Source organism: Lacipirellulaceae bacterium, assembly GCA_040218535.1.
Classification (GTDB): Bacteria; Planctomycetota; Planctomycetia; order Pirellulales; family Lacipirellulaceae; genus Adhaeretor.
This window is the reverse complement of record JAVJRG010000008.1, coordinates 1-20,852: the sequence shown is the minus strand read 5'-3', so window position 1 is coordinate 20,852 and position 20,852 is coordinate 1. Positions and strand designations below refer to the sequence as shown.

General features: G+C 55.8%; 11 protein-coding genes, 1 tRNA gene and 1 CRISPR repeat array. Of the genes, 8 read left to right on the top strand and 4 right to left on the bottom strand.

Features of this window, described 5'->3' with window-relative positions:
• Positions 1-140: 140 nt before the first annotated feature.
• From nadB to RIB44_09500, 4 genes are all read left to right on the top strand, one after another.
• The gene (nadB, locus tag RIB44_09515) at positions 141-1,760 is read left to right on the top strand and encodes an L-aspartate oxidase (protein ID MEQ8616816.1); all 1,620 of its coding nucleotides are present in this window, start codon (positions 141-143) and stop codon (positions 1,758-1,760) included.
• Positions 1,761-2,145: 385 nt separating this feature from the next.
• Complete coding sequence (locus tag RIB44_09510) at positions 2,146-2,865, top strand: ATP-binding cassette domain-containing protein (protein MEQ8616815.1); 720 nt, start codon at positions 2,146-2,148, stop codon at positions 2,863-2,865.
• Positions 2,866-2,912: 47 nt separating this feature from the next.
• Entirely contained in the window at positions 2,913-5,669 is a 2,757-nt protein-coding gene (locus tag RIB44_09505; protein MEQ8616814.1) for a Gldg family protein, read from the top strand.
• A 69-nt stretch (positions 5,670-5,738) separates the two neighbouring features.
• Positions 5,739-7,472, top strand: coding sequence for a DUF4340 domain-containing protein (locus tag RIB44_09500; GenBank protein ID MEQ8616813.1), 1,734 nt, complete (start codon positions 5,739-5,741; stop codon positions 7,470-7,472).
• 140 nt (positions 7,473-7,612) lie between these two features.
• Here the strand turns inward: RIB44_09500 and RIB44_09495 are convergent, their stop codons facing one another.
• The 4 genes from RIB44_09495 to RIB44_09480 form a co-directional block, all read right to left on the bottom strand.
• Positions 7,613-7,927 (bottom strand): DUF971 domain-containing protein, encoded by a 315-nt coding sequence (locus RIB44_09495; GenBank protein MEQ8616812.1) that lies wholly within the window; start codon positions 7,925-7,927, stop codon positions 7,613-7,615.
• Between the two features lie 55 nt (positions 7,928-7,982).
• On the bottom strand, positions 7,983-9,284 hold the full coding sequence (locus RIB44_09490) for a phenylacetate--CoA ligase family protein (GenBank protein MEQ8616811.1): 1,302 nt from the start codon (positions 9,282-9,284) through the stop codon (positions 7,983-7,985).
• Positions 9,285-9,468: 184 nt separating this feature from the next.
• A complete protein-coding gene (locus RIB44_09485; protein MEQ8616810.1) occupies positions 9,469-10,722 on the bottom strand; it encodes a PQQ-binding-like beta-propeller repeat protein in 1,254 nt (417 codons plus the stop codon).
• Between the two features lie 143 nt (positions 10,723-10,865).
• Positions 10,866-12,716, bottom strand: coding sequence for a sigma 54-interacting transcriptional regulator (locus tag RIB44_09480; protein ID MEQ8616809.1), 1,851 nt, complete (start codon positions 12,714-12,716; stop codon positions 10,866-10,868).
• A 222-nt stretch (positions 12,717-12,938) separates the two neighbouring features.
• Here RIB44_09480 and RIB44_09475 point away from each other — a divergent pair.
• The 4 genes from RIB44_09475 to cas2 all read left to right on the top strand — a co-directional run bounded on the left by RIB44_09475 (position 12,939) and on the right by cas2 (position 19,078).
• Positions 12,939-13,013 (top strand) — tRNA-Pro (locus tag RIB44_09475).
• 1,420 nt (positions 13,014-14,433) lie between these two features.
• Positions 14,434-17,649 (top strand): type II CRISPR RNA-guided endonuclease Cas9, encoded by a 3,216-nt coding sequence (gene cas9 / locus RIB44_09470; GenBank protein MEQ8616808.1) that lies wholly within the window; start codon positions 14,434-14,436, stop codon positions 17,647-17,649.
• A gap of 180 nt (positions 17,650-17,829) precedes the next feature.
• Positions 17,830-18,744 carry a type II CRISPR-associated endonuclease Cas1 gene (cas1, locus tag RIB44_09465; protein ID MEQ8616807.1) on the top strand — a complete coding sequence of 305 codons (915 nt, stop codon included), beginning with the start codon at positions 17,830-17,832 and terminating at the stop codon, positions 18,742-18,744.
• Between the two features lie 4 nt (positions 18,745-18,748).
• Positions 18,749-19,078: a CRISPR-associated endonuclease Cas2 gene (gene cas2 / locus RIB44_09460; GenBank protein ID MEQ8616806.1), complete on the top strand. Its 330-nt coding sequence runs from the start codon at positions 18,749-18,751 to the stop codon at positions 19,076-19,078.
• A 50-nt stretch (positions 19,079-19,128) separates the two neighbouring features.
• Positions 19,129-20,813: direct repeats of the CRISPR family, unit length 36 nt; unit sequence AGTGTATCTGAGCAGCGCTTCCTTCCAAGCCACAGC.
• Positions 20,814-20,852: the final 39 nt, after the last annotated feature.

Sequence of the window (20,852 nt, the reverse complement as noted above, 5' to 3'; positions counted from 1 at the left end):
ATGTCATTCCGAGAGGAGACCCGGCAACCAAGGAATCAAGCTTCAATCTCTATAAGGTTCTTTACTCTCATGAGAGTATAAACCGGATTCCTCGGTCGGCGAGCCTCCCGTCGGAATGACACATTTGGTAAACCATGAGCATGGACTCTCTTCCCCAGTACCTCGTCCCTTTTCATCCGAAGCGAATACCTCACCACTTTGTAGACGTGCTGATCGTTGGTGGCGGCATCGCTGGGCTTCGGGCGACGATGGCGATTGATCCTTCGCTGTCTGCCCTGGTTGTCACCAAGGACGAGTTGAAGGAATCGAATTCTACCTACGCTCAAGGAGGTATCGCAGGCGTGCTTGCGCCTGAAGATCGCTTTGAGGATCACATCGAAGATACCCTGGTTGCTGGAGCCAACCTCTGCGACCGTGAAGTTGTTGAAATGGTCGTCCGCGAAGCACCGGGGCATATCCGACAGCTCATCGAATGGGGAACTTCGTTTGATACGGAGGACGATGGCGAGCTGCTCCTTGGTCGCGAGGGGGGACATGGAGTGCGGCGCATCGCGCATGCTCTTGGTGATGCAACAGGGAAGGAGATCATGCGAGCGATGATTAGCCGTGCTCGCGTGGAACTCGGAGCCCAGATTTGGCAGAACACGTTCACCATCGACTTACTGACGCATCCCAACTCAACGAACACCAACGCTTGTGTCGGTGCCTTAGTATGGAATCCTCATCACGGAAAGACTTTCGTCTGGGCAAAGCAGACGATTCTCTGCACGGGAGGCGTCGGGCAGGTCTATCGTGAAACGACCAATCCGATGGTTGCCACAGGGGATGGCCACGCCGCGGCGTTTCGTGCTGGTGCGAGACTGCGTGATATGGAATTTATGCAGTTTCACCCAACGGTACTCTATATCGCGGGCAGTGGTCGTAGCCTCATCACCGAAGCGGTTCGTGGCGAGGGCGCGCACCTCGTGGACGAATCGGGCGAACGCTTCATGCCGGCGATTGACGAACGCGCCGAACTCGCCCCTCGCGATATTGTCAGCCAGGCGATTGTCAATCACATGGAGCAAACACGTCAGCCGTGCGTGTATCTCGATCTAAGCCACCTTGATCCCCAGCACGTGCTAAGTCGATTCCCGGGGATCGCCAAGAAGTGCCAAGAATTCGGAATCGACATCACGAAAGATCGCATTCCGGTGAGGCCCGGTGCCCACTATATGATTGGTGGCGTTGAGGTGGATGAGAACGGTGCGACAAGCTTGCCGGGACTTTGGGCTGCTGGCGAAGTGACCAGCAGCGGTCTGCATGGTGCGAACCGTCTGGCCTCGAACAGCCTGCTCGAAGGTCTCGTGTACGGAGCACGGGCGGGTGCCTGCGCCGCCGAGGCAGCGCTCAAACAGTCAGACACGTTCCAAGCGATCCCGCTAGAGAATCCTACCAACGACAAACCTTCTCAAATACTCGATTTGGGAGATGTGCGAAACTCTCTTAAGAGCCTGATGTGGCGCTCGGTTGGCGTGCGACGTGATGAGAAAGGTCTATTGAAAGCCGCGGATACGATCGCTGGCTGGCAGCGCTATGTCCTTTCCCAGCAACTCGATGATCCTCGAGGCTGGGAATTGCAGAACATGCTCACGGTCGCCGGCGTGATGATCGACGCGGCCCTCCGGCGGACGGAATCGCGAGGCGTCCACTATCGGAGCGATTTCCCCGAACGTGACGACGAGACATGGCGGCGGCATGCGACTGATTCGAGGGGTTGAACTTTTTTTCCTCTGTTCCCGAACCAATCCCATTCGGTCCGCGTAGGCGAATTTATAAGCGATAACCGCGTAATTTGCGGGTATAGACAGTCCGATTAGGCAAGGTTACGCTGCTAGGCTAGCCTGGGCGGTCATTTTCAGGTGACAGCTATGAGGCATTACAAGTTGTTGAGGCGTAACGACTTGTGCTTCCTGGCCGTATCTTCAACAGGATCTACACTGGGACGGTCCTGAGCCAGTTTGGTCACAGAACCTTGTTCTGCCACCTGTAGTGCCCGCCGATCGGCCATGAGACAACTCTCAAGACGGGATGATGATGACAACGACTCCAGAAACTGCTCCTGAGGCAAGCCTTGGCGGAGCGGAAGCCACGGGCTCCGAAGCCATGATCGAAGCCCGTGGGCTTTCGAAGTTCTACGGAAGTTTCGCAGCCAGTAGAAACGTAACGTTCTCAATCAAGCGGGGCGAGGTTGCGGCCTTTCTGGGACCCAATGGTGCCGGCAAAAGCACCACGATGAAACTGCTGACCGGGTATCTGGCTCCTTCTACAGGAACCGCTTGGATTGCTGGGCACAACATGGCCAGCGACCGCATCGCTGGTGCAAGTCATTTGGGATACTTGCCAGAAAACGGCCCGCTCTACCCGGACATGTCTCCGCATAGCCTGCTAGAATTTTTCGGAACGGCTCGTGGCCTTACGGGGCGCGAGCTTGAAACTCGAATGGATGCGGTTGTTGATACCTGTAACCTTTCAAGCGTCATCCGCAAACCGATAGGCAAGCTCTCGAAAGGTTATCGTCAACGTGTTGGCATGGCTCAAGCCCTGCTGCATGACCCTGACGTCCTGATCCTCGACGAACCAACGGCGGGTCTCGACCCGAATCAGATTCGCGAGGTCCGTCGCATGATCCGCGAGTTAGGAGAAACGAAAACAATCTTGCTCTCGACGCATATCCTGCAGGAAGTTCAAGCGATGTGTAATCGCGTGGTGTTCATCAACGAAGGCCGCTTGGTATTCGATGGCACACCCGAGGAATTGACGGTTGAGCAACCCAACCTCGACGAACGATTCCACGAACTCACCGGCGCTGTCGAGACTACCTAAACGCAACCGTACACCGATCTACCAACTTCAGAGTACTGAATCCACCTATGAACTGGACCGTTCTCAAAGCTGTTTTTAAGCGTGATTTCGTCAGCTATTTTTCGAGCCCAACAGGCTACGTCTTTATCTGCGTCTTTGCCGTATTGAGCGGACTAGCAACCTTTTGGTCGCCTGAGTTCTTCACGCGTAATCTAGCAAACCTCGATCAACTGAGTCGCTGGTTGCCGTTCATTATGCTTGTGTTTATTCCGGCGATCACAATGAGCATCTGGGCGGAAGAGCGCCGCCAAGGGACGGATGAACTTCTGCTGACCGTGCCCGCGAATGACATCGACATTGTTCTGGGAAAATTCCTCGCCGGCGTGGCGATTTTCACGGTGTCGCTGCTGTTCTCGGCCTTCTCGATTATGGTCGTGTTTCTTTACGGCTTAGGGAACCCTGACCCCGGGCTCTACGTCAGCACGTTTATTGGCTACTGGTTCATTGGCATTGCGATGATTTCGGTAGGCATGGTGGCCTCTTTCTTGACGGATAATCTGACCGTTGGATTTATTCTTGGAACGCTATTCAACCTGCCGCTGGCAATCTTTGGTGTGGCGGATTGGGTGTTCAAAGACTTCCCCAAGATCGCTGACGCTCTGCGGCAATGGAGTGCGATCGAGCAGTTCAAGGATTTCGAGCGCGGTGTCCTCAGCATTGGCGGTGTCGTCTACTTCCTGAGTATCGCCGCGGTGATGATTTATCTCAGCATGGTGCTCATTGGTCGCCGTCATTGGCGCGCTGGGGAGGAGACCTCCGGCATGGCAGGCCACTTTTTGGTGCGCACGCTTTGTCTGGGGGCTGCCGCCATCGGCATAACGATGTTCGTTCAGGAACACAACTTCGCGCGAATCGACGCGACAAGCGAGGACTTGAACTCGCTCTCTGCTGATACCGTGCGACTGATCTCTGAGCTGCGTGACAACGACGAAGTTAGCAAAATCAAAATCGACGCTTACATCAGCCCCGATGTCCCCGACGAGTATGCGACGACCAAGCGCAATTTGCTGACGACGCTCGAAGAACTGCGAGCCTTGGGCGAGGGCAAGATTAGCGTCGTGCTGCATCGCATTCCCAACTTCGGCCCCGATGCAGAGAAAGCAGAGAAGAACTTTGGCATCACGCCACAGGAATACACGCCGCCCGAGGGTGGGGAGAGCCAGGACTTTTTCTTGGGCGTGGGCTTCACCTCGGGACTCGACAAGGTGACCGTCCCCTTTGTGAATACAGGCATCCCCGTCGAGTATGAACTGGTGCGGTCAATCCTGACGGTCGCTCAGTCAGAGCGAAAAGTGCTAGGCATTGTCGACACCGACCTGCCGTTCATGGACATCGACTTGAACGAGGGGGGTCGTGGGCGATACGCGCTGATCGAAGAACTCGACAAGCAGTATGAGCTTAAGCCCGTTGACCCAAGCAAGCCGATCGTCGGGAAGTACGACTGCTTGCTCGCCTTGCAGCCTTCCATGCTAGGCCCTGCGGAGATGGATAACTTTATCGACGCGATTCGCTCGGGAATTCCAACGGCTATTTTCGAGGATCCGTTTCCGTTCTTTTTCCCTGGGCAAATGGTTCCTGGAACCGGCGAACCGCGCGTCAGCGGCGGAATGGGGATGATGGGGATGGGTGGCGGCCAGCCGATTCCCAAGGGCGACATTGATCAACTGTGGCAATTGCTCGAAGTCAGTTTCAACCCGGCAAGCGTTGTCTGGCAGAACTACCGTCCTGACTTCACCGCCTGGGGAATTCAAACCCTCGGTTGGGTATTCATTGATGAAGGGAACGATACGGTCGAACCGTTCAACGACGATAACGACATTACCTCTGGCTTGAATCAAGTCATGCTGCTCTATCCCGGTTCGATACGACAGGATGAAGAGGCAGGCAACGGCACTTCGGAACTGAAGTTCGAGCCGCTGGCAACCACCAGCGCGAAGCTCTCCGGAACAACGCCCGTGAGGGGTAAGCAGCGCGGGGATCAGGAGCCTTGGCGTGACACCAGCGAACTGGGCCCAGCCAACACGTATGCCTATATTGTCGCGGCCCAGATTTCTGGAAAGCCTGCGGAAAAAGAAGCCGTGCTGGAAGAAGAGTTCACCGACGAGACCGATCCGGCCGACCGCGAAGAGGAGTCGGAGGAAGAAGAGGAAAAGGAAATCAATGTCGTCGTCGTCGCCGACATTGATCTGACACTGCCTGACTTTTTCGATATTCGCGCCCGCGGCTTGGAAAACTTCCTGCCCTCGACCCAAAACGTGACGCTGATGCTAAACGTCCTCGACCAATTGGCCGGAGATGATCGGTTCATCAATATTCGCAAAAGGACTCGCCCGCTGAAGCGGCTCACCGATATTGAGAACGCGACGATGGAGTACATGGTCAAAGCCGAGAAGACGCAAAAGGACTTTAACGAAGACCTGGACGAACAGGACGAGGCGGCACAGAAGGCTTTTCAGGAGCAGGTCGACAAGATCGAACAAGCCGAGGGTCTGTCTCGCAACGAGAAAGACCAAAAGACAGCACAGGTTTATAGACGTGCGAGGAAGAAGCTAATCGCAGAGCAAACGGCAATTGAGAACGAGCGGACGCGGAAAGCGAAAGAACTGAAGAACGATATGGATAACCAAATCGACCGAGTCAAACTCAAGTACAAACTGCTCGGCCTGTTCATCCCACTCGTACCACCATTGCTTCTAGCGACGGCCGTCTTCTTCCATCGCCGAGAGCAGGAACGCCTGGGCGTGGCGAAGGAAAGATTGCGGTAGCTCCCTCGGTCCACCTTTGTGCTTCGTAACCAAGTTTGCATTCTCCACCACTGATTACTTCAATTTGTTATGACTGAATCTGCAAAGACGTTGATCTTTCTCGCCATTGCGATCGTGAGCCTCGGCGCCGGCTATTTTGGCAGCGGAGTTGAGGAAGCATTCGACCCAGCCCAATTGGTTGGAGACGAACTGACGGCCGATTTCGATGTCGAAGCGCCAAAGCGGCTGCAGATCATCAAGTTTGACCCAGCTACCACCGAGACTCGCGAGTTCGAAGTTGCCGAGGAAGACAATCTTTGGACCATCCCCTCGAAAGAAGGCTACCCCGCCGACGCTGCAGAACAGATGGCCGATGCGGCCACAGGACTGGTGGGGCTCGAAGTGCTCAGAATTGCGGCTAGCTCGCAGGAAGATCACGAAAAGTTCGGCGTCGTCGATCCGCTTTCCAAAGGGCTCAACGCCAAGAGCGAGGGAGTTGGCATCCGGGTCACCATGATGGATGACAAGGATGAGAAACTGATCGACCTAATCATCGGCGATGAGGTGAAGGGCACTCCCGAGCAGCGTTATGTTCGCAAAGGAACTCAAGACATCGTCTACGTGGTCGAAGCGAGTGCCGAGAACTTGACGACCAACTTTGCGGACTGGATCGAGGACGATCTGTTAAAGCTGAATGCGTTTGACATCAAGCAGCTCGACATGAATGACTACTCGATTGAGCTTGGCATGGTGCTGACCGAGGGGGGACTGAGCCGCGACATTACCGATTTCCAGCGACGGGAACAAATGACGTTCAGCTACGATCGCAAGGAAGCGGAGTGGGCCGTTGAGAACATTCGGGCGATCAACACTGAAGCTCGTAAGATCGAAGAGGTTGAGCTAGCTGAGGATGAGGAGCTCAACCAGGATGCTCTCAAAGAGCTCGCCGAGGCGCTGGACGATCTCAAGATTATCGACGTCGAGCGGAAGCCTAAGGGGATTAGCGCCTCATTAAAAGCGGGCGAACTTCTTTTGGAAAGCCAAGCCGCCATGGAGAACCTGATGAGCCGCGGCTACGCTCCTAAGCGGCTCGTCCCGGGCGGACCGATCGAGATTCTCTCCAGCGAAGGAGAAATCATCGTCACGATGAACGATGGTGTCGAATACTTGCTCCGCTTCGGCGGCCTGCAGTTAGACGGGGAACCGGCTGAGGAAGGCACTGAAGGAGTGCATCGCTACTTGTTCGTCACAGCGCGACTGAACGAGGACGTGATCGAAGAGCCCGAGTACGAGAAGCTCCCTCCCTTGCCTTCCGGCACTGAAGAAGAAGACACAAGCGGCGAATCAGAAGAAACTGAATCGGCGGAAGACGCACGAACCGAAGCTGATGAGCCGGTTGACGAAACTGTCGAAGAGGAAGAGGAGGAAGAAGAACAAGAATCGACTGATGTGGCCGCGGGAAGCGATGATGAAGCATCCGCACCCGAGGCATCTGAGCCTGAAGAAGACGAAGAGGGCGACGACACTGCTTCAGAAGAACCTTCTCTGGAAGAAATCAAAGCGGAACGTGCTCGGATCAAGGTAGAGAATCAACGGAAACGGGACGAGTACAACGACAAGATCAAAGAAGCAAAACAGCGGGTCAAGGATTTGAACGAGCGTTTCGGCGATTGGTACTACGTGATCGACAATAGCGTCTACAAGAAAATCCGTTTAAGCCGCAAAGACTTGGTCGTGAAGAAAGAAGCTGAGGATGAGGAGTCTGATGAAGCTCCGGCGAATCCTCTTTCGGGGCTGCCGAGCCTACCAGGACAGGAACAGTAAAACCACGCTCCGCGTGGTTGGCGTAGGGGTGAAAACCTTCTAGCTCAAAATCTCCACTCCGCAATCAGCGCTGGCTGCTCATAGGAAACCATAAGGACTGGGAATCCGCTTCCAAGTTTTCTTCCACGCGGAGCGTGGAGTTACTGGAGTTCTTCGCCTAGTGCACGCAGGAATTCCAGCGTGAACAGCCCCGTGTCGTGGCCATCGCTGAAATGAACCGAGTAGGCATACCGGCCCATCGGCTCCATTTTGGTGATCTTCAGCGGCTGGGTTTCCTCGGGCTTCAGCACGGTCAATTGCATCGGATCGGGCTCTGGCGCTTTTCTTTTCTCGTTGCAGCTCGCGCATGGGCAACGTTCGCGTAACGTCCGAAGCGGGTAGGCGTGCTCGACGCTGTCACTCCAGACGATCTGCAAGTGGTCGTCGTCAATCAACTGCAATGAAACAGGTTGCATATTTATGTTGCCTTTGCTGCTCGTCCTAAGCCACCCTCAGCGATTCATTATCGAATCACTCGCGACGAAGATCGACGAATCGCCTTGCCTTCCCTTCGAAACGGGGGAGCGACATCATGGGGGCAAGGCGGACCTCAACTTTTAGGCCCAGTCGTAGACTCAATTCCTCCGCGATACGCGTCGGTTCTTGCAAACGATCTTCGATTTCGACGACCAGTTCGTCGAGTTCCCCGCGCTTTCGGACGGTGAGTCGATATTCTAGCACTTCGGGGAAACTGCGGATGATTTGCTCAATGGAACTGGGGAAGATATTCACACCGCGGATGACCATCATGTCGTCAGTCCGCCCGAGAACACCACCTCGCAGAAGAACGAATCGATTCGTGCCGTCTTCCAACCAAGTAGGACGTACCATGTCGCCGGTTCGATAGCGGATGATTGGCATCCCGTAGCGTCCCAAAGCGGTGATCACCATCTGAGAAAGTTCGCCCGGCCGCGCCTGACCACCATGCTCTAAGGAGACGAACTCCGCCAGAAATTCACTCTCTAAGACATGGAGTCCCCGTCCCTGGGTATCGCCGTAGCCCCACGGGCCGATCTCGCTGGCACCGCCATGGTCAATCAGGCGGGCATCCCAGGCCGTCTCGATTCGCTCGCGAACGTTTGCCACGGATCCGCCGGGCTCGCCGGCGACAATGATTTTGTTGACGGCAAACTTCGCCAAGTTGATTTTGTGCTCCTCAGCCACCTCGACCAAGTGCATTGCGTAGGTCGGTGTGCAGAGGAGTAACGTCGCTGCCGTGCGTTGCATGAGATCGAGCCGCGCGAGGGTCTTCATCCCACCCCCAGGCACCACCAGCGCTCCCCGTGCCACCAAAGCATCGTGCGCACTCCAAAACCCGATGAACGGTCCGAACGAGAAAGCCAGGAAAGCCCTGTCCTCTGAGGTCACTTCCGCAGCGTCAAGCACATACTGCCAACAGTCAATCCACCACTGCCAATCCTCGCTTGTATCGAAAACTCCCAAAGGCTTTCCGTGAGTTCCCGAAGTCTGATGAAAGTGAACGTACTGCTGGAGAGGCCAAGTGAGATTCTCCGGCCGGGCTAGTTCTTCACCTTGTTTCTTTTCACGGCTTTTCTTTTCACTGGCAAGCTCGTCCTTGACCGTCATCGGCAGCTTGAAGAACTCGTCGAGACTCCGCAGAGGTAACTGGATATCACGCAGTTTCTCCGCGTAGAACTTATTCGTCGGCAGAATCGCTGCCAGCAGTTCGTTGAGTCTTGTAAGCTGGTGCTTTTCAAGCGCATTGCGCGTGAGCGATTCGGTCCGTCGGCGGTTTTCGAGTGAGCCACGCATAGTCTAGTATTTGGTTCATCCTGTTGTATTGAACCACGGAGACACAGAGGGCACGGAGGTTTTTTGACAGGATTTACAGGATCGGCAGGATTATTTTGGAGTGTTTATCCTGTTCATCTCGTAAATCCTGTCAGAATTCATCTCCGTGTCCTCCGTGCCTCTGTGGTGAATAAAAGGGAAACGATTATCCGTTATCAGGTAGGCAGAACAATTTTGACTCGGTTCGCAGAAGCAACTTCTTTTTGAATACCGCTGGAGTTGCATTAGTTGGTTCGTCGAGAGCGTTTCGCCCCAGTACCTCAAACTTCTCTCCCGCGGAAATGACGACCACTTCACCATCGACACTCATACAATAAATCTTGTCCCCGGCAACGATCGGGGAGCCGAAATAGTTACCTCCTACCCTTTCAACCCAGAGACTTTCTCCGGTCAGCAGGCCTAAACAGTTCACTTTGCCCCGGTCGTGCCACAGGTACATCCGATCTTCGACCACGACGGGGGTGGGAACGTAGGGGATGTTGCGACTGAAAATCGCAGGCTTAGCGGGCTGAGTGTCACCGCTGCCTGGGATCGGAACCGAGACGAGCTGTTTGCCATTCCCTCCGCCACCACATTGGCTGAAGACTTCACCGGCCGCGAGTAGCGGCGAGCTAACGGTTCTCGCTGGAAAGACTCTCGGAAATTCCCACAGCAGCTTTCCACTACTGACCTCAATGGCTTGCATCCCCCCCTCCATACTGCAGGAAACAAACGCCCTGCCCTGCTCGGCTGTTTCATAAACGCAAGGCGTTGCATAGGACGCCTTCCCCGGCGGTCGTTCGATCTTCCAGAGCAACTTTCCGCTTGCCGCATCGAGCCCTGACAGAAAGCCACCATCTGCCGTATCGCACTGCACGCAGACGACACCATCGGCGACAACGGGTGAAACACCAAAGCCGTGCACCCCGGCGTACTCGCCGAGGTTGCGTTTCCAAACCGGCTTACCGTCATGTGTCACCGCGTGCACAACAAGTTGCCTTCCCTGACCAATGCTCAAGTAAACATGCTGCTCGTCTGCCGCGGGAGTGGAGGAAGCATAGCTGTTCGCCTGGTGCATGCGATACGTGGAGCCCGGGAACGTTTCTGTCCAACGGGGCTCACCGCTCGCCACGTCCAGTGCGAGTAGTTTTACGTCCCCACTCTCTGAGTCGCCGGCGGTGACGTAGATCGTGTCCCCCCAACCGATGGGCGACCCGTGCCCTTTGCCGGGGAGTTCCGCTTTCCATAGATAGTCGTCCTCAGTCCATTCGGCAGGAAAACTGACGTTCTCTGCTACCCCCGAGCCGTTGGGCCCACGAAAGCGCGACCACTCTTGGGCTATGCACGGACTACCTAAAGTCAAGAGCAACGTGAAGCTGCAGATGAATGGATACGCTAGGATTTGAACCACAGAGGGCACAGAGAACACGGAGGGGTTTCTATTGATTCGGTGCATAAAGCTCAGCGCATTAAAAATAGGTAAATCTCAGCAGAGGATATTTTCTAGTTCACGGTAGCTTTTTAGTTTCTCTCCGTGTTCTCCGTATCTCCGTGGTTCAAAAATCAGCGTTCAATATGGTAAGTCTCGATCTTGCGATAAAGCGTGGCTCTGCCGATGCCCAACAGCTTAGCCGCGTCGGGCACGTTGCCATCGGTCCGTTTGAGAGCTTCGACAATAAGCTTCTTTTCCCAGGCTTCGATTTCCAGGGTTTCTAGCTCGGGCTGGCCGCTATCGCGGAGGCCAAGATCGTTGGGTAGGATTTCATCGCCCTCGGCCAAAACGACGGCACTATCCATGACGTTGCGCAACTGCCTCACATTACCCGGCCAATGGTAGCTGACAAGCTTGTTGCGAGCTTTCTCATCAAGTTGAAGATTCGGTCGCCCTCGCTCCCGACGATAATGCTGCAGGAAGAAATCAATGAGCAGACCAATGTCATCCCCGCGTTCCCTTAGCGGAGGAATCTGAAGCTCGAAAATGCTCAAGCGGTAGTAGAGGTCCTCACGGAATTTTTTCTCCCGAACGAACGCCTGCAGATCGCGATTTGTTGCAGCAACCACCCGAACGTCGACGGAAACTTCTTGGGTAGCGCCAACCGGCAAGAAGGGGTGCCCTTCAAGAATCCGTAACAGCTTGGCCTGCCCTTCCAGCGGGAGTTCACCTACTTCATCAAGAAAGAGCGTCCCAAGGTTGGCCTGTTGGAAATAGCCAATGTGATCGCGGTCAGCGCCCGTGAAAGAACCTTGCTTGTGCCCGAATAGTTGGCTTTCAATGAGATCCGCAGGAATCGCAGCGCAGTTGACTGACACGAGCGGCTGTTCGCACCGCGGGCTAAGACGATGGATCGCCCGCGCTACCAGTTCCTTCCCGGCACCACTCTCGCCGCGGATGAGCACCGCTCCGGGAGCTTTCGCAACTCTCTCGATTTTGGTTTTCAGGGAAACCATCGGCTTGCTTTCGCCAATCAAGTCCTCGTAACCTGGTGAGGTGGAAACGAGTCGATCGTGTTCCGACTGCAAACGTTTCTTGGCTTGGGCTCGCACAAGGGCAATCGTAAGCAGATTTGCTACCGCGATGATAAAGTCGAAATCAGACTGCCGAAATCGACCATCTTCGAGATAGACATGAAGAGCCCCCAAGGTATTGCGTTCCCCATCGCGGCTCTTCTTTACCAGCGGAGCACAAACCGCATCAGCGTATTCGCTGACCGTGGAAGTTGCCGTTTGCTGCTCGGCAGGCTGATTCGCGACCCAAATGGCGTGGCCCTGTTGCAGAACCAGCTCGGTGAGACTCTCGCTTAGGGTGACTCGATCAGCTTTCTCGGGAGGCAAGACTTCCTGCGGGCGAAGGTGGCCTCCATCATCCACCCAAAGAAACGCCACCACGGCCGCCTTGGTTCGCTCAGCAAGCAGACCGAGCGCCACTTGCACGACTTGATCAGGTTCCTCGCGCCCGAGCAATTGAATACTTAGTTGATAGAGCAGCACCAACTCTTGCACTTGCTCTGGCGTGGGTAACGCTTCGAGGAGTTCCTCGTTGGTCTGCTGAACGGCGATTGGCAAATCCTGCACAATCGTCTGGACCATCAGCGGGTCGGTGGCTTCGGCCGTCGGCGGATCGTCGCTGAGATGAAATGCGAACTCACTGGACCCCAGGTGAATGTGATGGCTTTCGCCCAGAGTCGCCTGTCGAACCTTTTGACCGTTGACCGCGATGCCGTTGCGGCTTTCTTTATCGACGATCTCCCACCCCTCATCGGTAGATCGCACAGCCGCGTGCACCCGCGAACACTTGGGATCAAGCAGCGTGATATGACAATCACTGCCCCGCCCGATGAGGGTTTCGCGAGACGGGTCCAACGAAAAATTCGTTCCCGAACGACGACCAGTTAGTAACGTAAGATAAGCGTACAACGCAACCGTGTCCCCAAATGGAAGGCCCTTGAGCGAAGTATCATCGTACAAGATACACAGGCCGCTGAGAACGCTCTCATTCCGTCAACAGGAGAGGCCGCGGCACCAAAGAATCTCAGGGCTTAAGGGCCGTTACCGCCATCTTCCCCGAGAATTCCCCGACCTCTATACTTCAAGAGGTGGCTTTGCGAGGCGAAAGTTTTCGCCGAAGCCTCACTCCATCGGGCTGTAGCTCAGCTTGGCTAGAGCGCTGCGTTCGGGACGCAGAGGTCGGAGGTTCAAATCCTCTCAGCCCGACTGGACTTACGTCAATTCGAATGTCCGATTGCAGAGATAATTGCAGAGTTTGCAGAACAATTGGGGGCTTCCCCGCGTAATCTGCACTGAAGGGACCCACCAAGTCAGGTCTCAGGCGCGAACCTATCGATCCGCTTCGCAGTGGTTTCGACTCCTTCCTATGAGGTTCGCAATGCGTCAACCAAAGCCTTTCTATCGAAAATTCACACGTAGCTGGTACGTTCAGATCGCTGGGAAGCAGATTCCCCTTGGAAAGGACAAGGAAGCTGCTTTCGCCAAATACCATCAGCTCATGGCGAGTTCTGAGGCAACAAAGACTTATGTGACGGGTGTCCAAGAGCTTCTGAACTCGTATCTCGCTTGGGTAAAGACACACCGCGCAGCAACTACATACGACGCTTGTCGCTTCTATCTAAGCTCGTTTGCCAAGAGTGTTGGCTCTCGTCTTCGAGTCGCTGATATATCTCCTGACCATGTCTCAGGGTGGATCTCTCGACAGTCTACGTGGGGAAATACTACTCGCCACGAGGCAATTGGCCATGTGCAACGAGCTTTCTCGTGGGCAGTAAAGAGGAATCTCCTGCATACTCATCCGCTTATGTACATTGAGGAGAAACCTCCAAGACAGCGCCGCGAGGTTGTCCTATCACCTTCCGACTGGCAAGAGCTTCAGACGCATCTCAAGGAGCCCCGCTTTCGGGACCTTCTCATTTTTCTCTGGGAGACGGGCTGTCGCCCAATCGAAGCGCGTACACTAGAAGCTCGATACTGCGATTTTGCCAATGGAATTGCAATCTTTCCGATGGCCCAATCCAAAGGACAGCGTCGTCGTCGTATTCTCATTCTAAACGAAAAAGCGCAAGCAATTGTAGAGTCATACGCTCGGGTGAATCCCGATGGAACCCTTTTTAGAAACCTCCGAAATCGGCCGTGGACGAAAGATGCAATGAAATGTCGATTTACAAGGTTCCAGAAACTGATGAATCTACCTGGGCTCTGTGCTTATAGCTTCCGGCACTCCTACGCGACGCAGGGTTTGCTTAATGGAGTTGACCCAATCACTCTGGGGCAACTGATGGGCCACGTGGACGGAACGATGGTAGCTAGGCAGTATCAGCACCTCGCCTCTAACCTAGGCCACCTTAGAGCCTCTGCCGCAAGGGCCACAGGTTCGATAGAATAGTGATGCCGCTGTTCCAAGAATTCAAGGCGGCCCCCCTCTCCTCCCCCCAAAAAAAACGCCCCGCTGGGGGGCGTCACAGGTTGTTCCGGGGAACATTGCCTGGCGGCTCGCGAAAGCCTTACTATGACTTGGAGGCAAACGCTGCTCAGATACACTAAAAGCAATCGTATCTCCTTCTTCTCTTTTGACAAGCCTGCTTTCCTCACTTTCCTAACCTGTTCTTTGGGATTCTCAACGATGAAATACACCTGGCAGCACCTGCAAGACGGGCAACCTTATCTCGTGGGAATCGACCTCGGCCCGTCATCAGTCGGCTGGGCAGTGATCGCTTGCGATGACAAAGGGAACCCGCTCGGCTTAGTGGCTAGTGGCGTCCGACGATTCGAGGCGGGCGTCCTCGGCGATATTGAGAAGGGTAAGGATGAAAGCCGTGCCACGGCTCGGCGTGATGCGCGGGGGCCGCGCCGGCAGAATTTTCGGCGGCGGCGGCGGATGAAGAAGCTGTTCAATTTACTCTGCCGTAACGGTTTGTTGCCGCCTTGCGAAGCCGCCAAGAACGACCAACGGCATGAACATCTATTGGCAGTGGATCAGAAGCTGCGCGAGGAATTAGGCCTCGGCGGCGACCGCGTCAGCGATCAACTGCTGCCTTATGAACTCCGTAAACGCGCTCTCGACGAGAAGCTCCCGTTGCACGCGGTCGGGCGTGCCCTCTATCAACTCGCTCAGCGGCGCGGGTTTCTCTCCAATCGCAAAGCGGGGGGTGACGAGGAAGAAACCGGCAAAGTGAAATCTGGCATCGCTGACCTCTATAAGCTCATGGACAAAGCGGATGTTCCAACCATCGGTTCGTACTTCACTACGCTGGATCCCGAAGAACAAAGAATTCGTTCCCGCTGGACCAGCCGTCACATGTTTTGGGAAGAGTTCGAAGCGATTTGGAACGCCCAAGCAGAACACCATAAGGAACTCACCGACGAACTCAAAGAAGAAATCCACGCGGCTATCTTCTTCCAGCGGCCACTTAAATCGCAAAAACACTTAATCGGGCGTTGCAGCATCGATCCCACGAAACGCCGTGCTCCGGCGGCTTGTCTGCCGTTTCAGGAGTTCCGCGTCTTGCAGCGGGTGAACGACTTGCGTGTCACCGCTCCCGATGGGGAGATTGTCGATCTGACCGAGGAGCAAAAACAACAGCTCGCCACGGAGCTATTGCAAACCGACGGCCTCTCCTGGGCGGCAATCAAGAAGCTGCTTGGCATGAAGAAGTCCAAAGATTACGGTCGCCACTGGGAGTTCAACTTCGAGAAAGCGGGCGACAAGAAACTCATCGGCAACCGCACTTACGCAAAGCTCGAAGACGCGCTGGGCGAATCGTGGACAGAGCTTTCCGCCAACGACCAGGACATTCTCGTTGATGAAATCCTTCAGTTCGACAACGAGCAAGCACTCGCCAACCGTTTGGAAACGGAGTTAGGCATCCCCGCGGACCGTGCCAAAGCGGCTGCTGGGGCGAAGCTGGAAGATGCCTACGCGGCCTACTCCCGTCACACGATTGAGCGTTATTTACTAAAGCTCCGCGAAGGGTTCGCGCTACAAACCATCCGGCGGGAACTCGATCCGGAGACGTTCGCCACAATTGAGCCGCTCGACGAGCTACCCCCGGTTCGCCCGACCGGCTACCACAAGGAAGGAGCCTTCCCCGAGTTACGCAACCCGGCGGTCGAACGGGCGATGAGCGAATTCCGCAAGGTGATTAACGCGATCCTCAAAAAAGCGAAGCACAAACCGTGGGCGTTTCGCGTCGAAATGGCCCGAGACTTGAAGCACAGTCGCAAACGTCGCCAAGACCTGACCGACCGCCGCAACCAAAACACCAAGTCCCGCGAAGAAGCGTACGAGAAAATCCTCCGCGAGATGGGGCACGAAAACTACTGCACCCGCGACAATGTCTTAAAAGTGCGTCTCGCCGAGGAGTGCGGCTGGGTCTGCCCGTTCTCCGGCAAGTCGATCAACATGAAGCAATTAGTCGGAAACGAATCGCAATTCCAGATCGAGCACATCATCCCCTTCAGCCGTTCGCTGGATAACTCGTTCACGAACAAAACGCTTTGCTACCACGAGGAGAACGCCCGCAAAGGAAATCGCATGCCGTGGGAGGCTTACCACGGCACCGACTACTGGGACGAGATGATCGCCCGCGTCAAACGCTTCCGCGGCGACGCCCGCGGCATCAAGCTGCAACGCTTTCTGGCTGAGGAACTGCCCGAGCAGGACGAGTTCACGAAAAAGCAACTTAGCGACACCCGTTACATCGCCAAGCTCGCCACGGAATACTTGGGCCTGCTTTACGGCGGAAAGATCGAACGCGACGAGCTCGGCTTCGGCAAGTTCAAAGTGCAGGTCAGCCCCGGTCGCGCGACCTCCTACCTGCGGCAACGCTGGAACCTGAACTCGATCATCGGGTACTCTGACGATAAGGACCGGGAGGACCACCGTCACCACGCCATTGATGCCATCGTTATCGGCCTCACCGATGCCCGCGCGGTCCAACAACTAAGCCTAGCGGCACAAGAAGCCGAAGAACGCTATGGGCCGGATCAGCACAAGCTGTTCGCCGAGGTCGATCACCCGTTCAACGAACTGGTTAGCGAAGCCCGCGAATTGGTTCCCGCGATCAACGTCTCTTCTCGCGTCAGCAAAAAGCTCAACGGCCCGTTGCACAAGGAGACGATCCTCAGCAAGCCTCGTCCCGAAGCGGATGACGATTCCGAACAGCCGGAAACCTTTCACGCCGTCCGTAAGCCGCTCGAAGCGATGAGCAAGGGTGAAGTGGAGGCGATCATCGACCCGGTCGTGCGCGAAGCGGTTCTCACCCAACTCAAAGCGATCGGCGGCACGCCGCAGAAAGCGTTCGCCGACAAGAACAACCACCCGTCGCTGCACGGCAAGAACGGTCGCACTGTGCCGATCCACCGCGCCCGCATCCGCAAGTCGGACAACCCGATGCCGATCGGCAAGGGAAGCAAACGCCGCTACGTGAACCCCGGCTCGAACCATCACCTGGAGGTCGTCGCCGTGCTGGATAAGAACGGCAAGGAGAAAAAATGGGAAGGCGTGCTCGTCTCCCGCTTCGAGGCGATGCAACGCAAAGCCCGCCAGGAGCCGATCATCCAACGCGACCACGGCAAGCAGCGTAAATTCAAATTCTCCCTCGCCGGCGGCGAACATGTGCTGCTAGAGCCGGGCACGGAAAATGAACGGCTTTGCCGCGTGACGGTGATTTCCGGCAGCCAAGTCGAGCTAGTCCTCCACAGCGACGCCCGCCCAATAACCGTCCGCAAGAAAGAGCCCGGGGCGCGGATTCGCAAGAGTGCTAATGCATTATTCAAAGAAGGGTGCCAGAAAGTTACGGTTGGCCCACTCGGCGAAGTAAGTCAGGCGAGTGATTAAAGTATGGCCGCCACGCTAGCAGCGAACAGCGCAAAGTAGTGTAACTGAGCAGCGAATCCCGCCGAGCCACGCCGCATTTTTCTTTGCACCGGCTTTGCTCGCCAATTATCCTGCGAAATAGATACAAAACCGGACTCCCGTCGGCCAGGAGGGCATTCCCTCGTTCTCATTCCTGGCCTCATGAACAACCGCATCCTCGACCTGTCGCAGTCGCCCGCGAAGTTATTTGTGCGGGATGCGAATCTGGTGGTTGAGGCCAAGGATCAAACGCCCGCGCGGTTGCCGCTGGTCGACGTGGCGGTGCTGGTCGTGTCGCATCCACAGGTCCACTACACGCATGCGGTTCTTGCGGGGATCGCTTCGGCGGGTGGCGTGTTCATCACCTGCGATGGCAAGCACTTGCCGATCGGCATGTTGTTGCCGCTGGCCGCGCACTTTGCCCAGGTCGAACGCTTCGCCGCCCAGGCCTCCGCGAAGTTGCCGGTGCGCAAACGCGTCTGGCGGCAAATCGTGCGGGCGAAGATCACCGCTCAATCGAACTTACTCTCGGAACTTCGTGGCAATGATGCGGGGCTTGGGCAACTGGTCAGTCAGGTCCGCTCCGGCGATCCCGCGAATGTCGAAGCCCGCGCGGCACGGCGATACTGGCAACAGTTGTTCGCTGACCCAAGACTGACGGGGGCTGACTCGAAAGGGTTCCGCCGTGATCAGTCGCTCGACGATGGCAACGCGCTGCTCAACTACGGATACACCGTGCTGCGGGCGATTGTCGCCCGGGCGATCTGTGCCGCCGGGTTGCATCCGTCCCTCGGCGTGCATCATCACAACAAGTATGCCACCTATCCGTTGGCGGACGATCTGATGGAACCGGTGCGACCGTTGGTGGATCGCGAGGTGGTGGGCCTGCTCGTTGACGAAGGACCGCAGTGCGAACTGACGCCAGCGGTGAAGCAGCGTTTGATCAAGTCGCTTCTCGTACGGGCGAAACTTGAAGGCGAGCAGCGGACGGTGTTCGACGCGATGGCTCGAACGGCCAGTTCCCTTGCCGAAGTCTTTTTAGGGGAGCGCGAAAAAATTGTGCTGCCCGAGGTGTAAACTGATGGCCCTTTCGGAGTACCAAGCGATGTGGCTGTTTGCGATGTTCGACCTGCCTGTGAAAACGCGTCGCTCCCGCCGTCGCTACACGCAGTTCCGCAAGTTGCTACTGCGCGAGGGCTTTAGCATGTTGCAATTTTCCGTGTATGCCCGATACTGCGTGAGTGAGAAACATAGCGACTCGTACCGTCGGCGGATCGAAGCGCAACTTCCCCCCGACGGCCAAGTCCGCTTGCTGGCGGTGACCGATCGTCAGTTTGGCAAAATGGAAGTTTTTCTTGGGAGAAATCGCACAAGTGTGGAAGAAATCCCCGACCAATTGCTCCTTTTCTAGTTATGACCGTGGCCGCAAGTTGCTACGACTTCGCTGTTTAAAGCGAAGGCAGTGTATCTGAGCAGCGCTTCCTTCCAAGCCACAGCCTTCCTCAGCCTGCGGCACAACGACAACCGAGTGTATCTGAGCAGCGCTTCCTTCCAAGCCACAGCGCCGGGCAGCCGATGTCGATGTCGATGTCGAGTGTATCTGAGCAGCGCTTCCTTCCAAGCCACAGCATGCCGGGTCGTGCATCCTACCTTGCACGGAGTGTATCTGAGCAGCGCTTCCTTCCAAGCCACAGCTCATACGGCGGCCTGAGTGTCATGTGGACCAGTGTATCTGAGCAGCGCTTCCTTCCAAGCCACAGCGCGCGACTGCCGGATTGATCACGACGGTCGAGTGTATCTGAGCAGCGCTTCCTTCCAAGCCACAGCTTCTTGATTGAACTTACGAGCCCCTGAATGAGTGTATCTGAGCAGCGCTTCCTTCCAAGCCACAGCAACGAACCGAAACTTACGGTGAGGACGGGTAGTGTATCTGAGCAGCGCTTCCTTCCAAGCCACAGCTCCGAGGAAGCAGCACGCGAAGCTCTTGCAAGTGTATCTGAGCAGCGCTTCCTTCCAAGCCACAGCACTCGCATCAAAACGCTTTGGGTTCATTTCAGTGTATCTGAGCAGCGCTTCCTTCCAAGCCACAGCTCGGCCAGAGTCGGAAAGGCAAGGGCGGGAGTGTATCTGAGCAGCGCTTCCTTCCAAGCCACAGCCATTTCATGGACGTTTCGCGCGTGGTTGAGAGTGTATCTGAGCAGCGCTTCCTTCCAAGCCACAGCATCTGTTCTAGGCAATCGTCAATAGCTTCCGAGTGTATCTGAGCAGCGCTTCCTTCCAAGCCACAGCGGATCGTACTCACTGAAGTCCTGGTCAGTCAGTGTATCTGAGCAGCGCTTCCTTCCAAGCCACAGCCCACTAAAGGTGTGTCAGGCTCATCAATTAAGTGTATCTGAGCAGCGCTTCCTTCCAAGCCACAGCTTCGCTTCGTTGGCCAGCATCGTGAGTGCGAGTGTATCTGAGCAGCGCTTCCTTCCAAGCCACAGCACCTTCACGCGGTTCATTGCGTCGGTAAGTAGTGTATCAGAGCAGCGCTTCCTTCCAAGCCACAGCTGCGGAGACGACACCTATGGGGTCGAGCCGAGTGTATCTGAGCAGCGCTTCCTTCCAAGCCACAGCGCACGTCGTGATTGACGCCGCTCAACGCCAAGTGTATCTGAGCAGCGCTTCCTTCCAAGCCACAGCACGTATTTCGATATTGAATGATTAAAGTCTAGTGTATCTGAGCAGCGTTTCCTTCCAAGCCACAGCCTAACAAGGGGCCGTACTTCCCTACGTTGCAGTGTATCTGAGCAGCGCTTCCTTCCAAGCCACAGCGACTCGACTAGGGTGTTGCGTAATTAAGAGAGTGTATCTGAGCAGCGCTTCCTTCCAAGCCACAGCCGACCAGGCCGTCGACGCTGATCTTGAGGTAGTGTATCTGAGCAGCGCTTCCTTCCAAGCCACAGCATCAACCGGCTACCCCCTGGCAGTACCCTTAGTGTATCTGAGCAGCGCTTCCTTCCAAGCCACAGCGTGGAGACGCTGCGGGAAGCTCATGTGTCTAGTGTATCTGAGCAGCGCTTCCTTCCAAGCCACAGCTGTAAGGCAAAACACCAACCAGCAAGGCAAGTGTATCTGAGCAGCGCTTCCTTCCCAGCCACAGCAGCCGATTCGCAAAGTTTACCGCATGTGACAGTGTATCT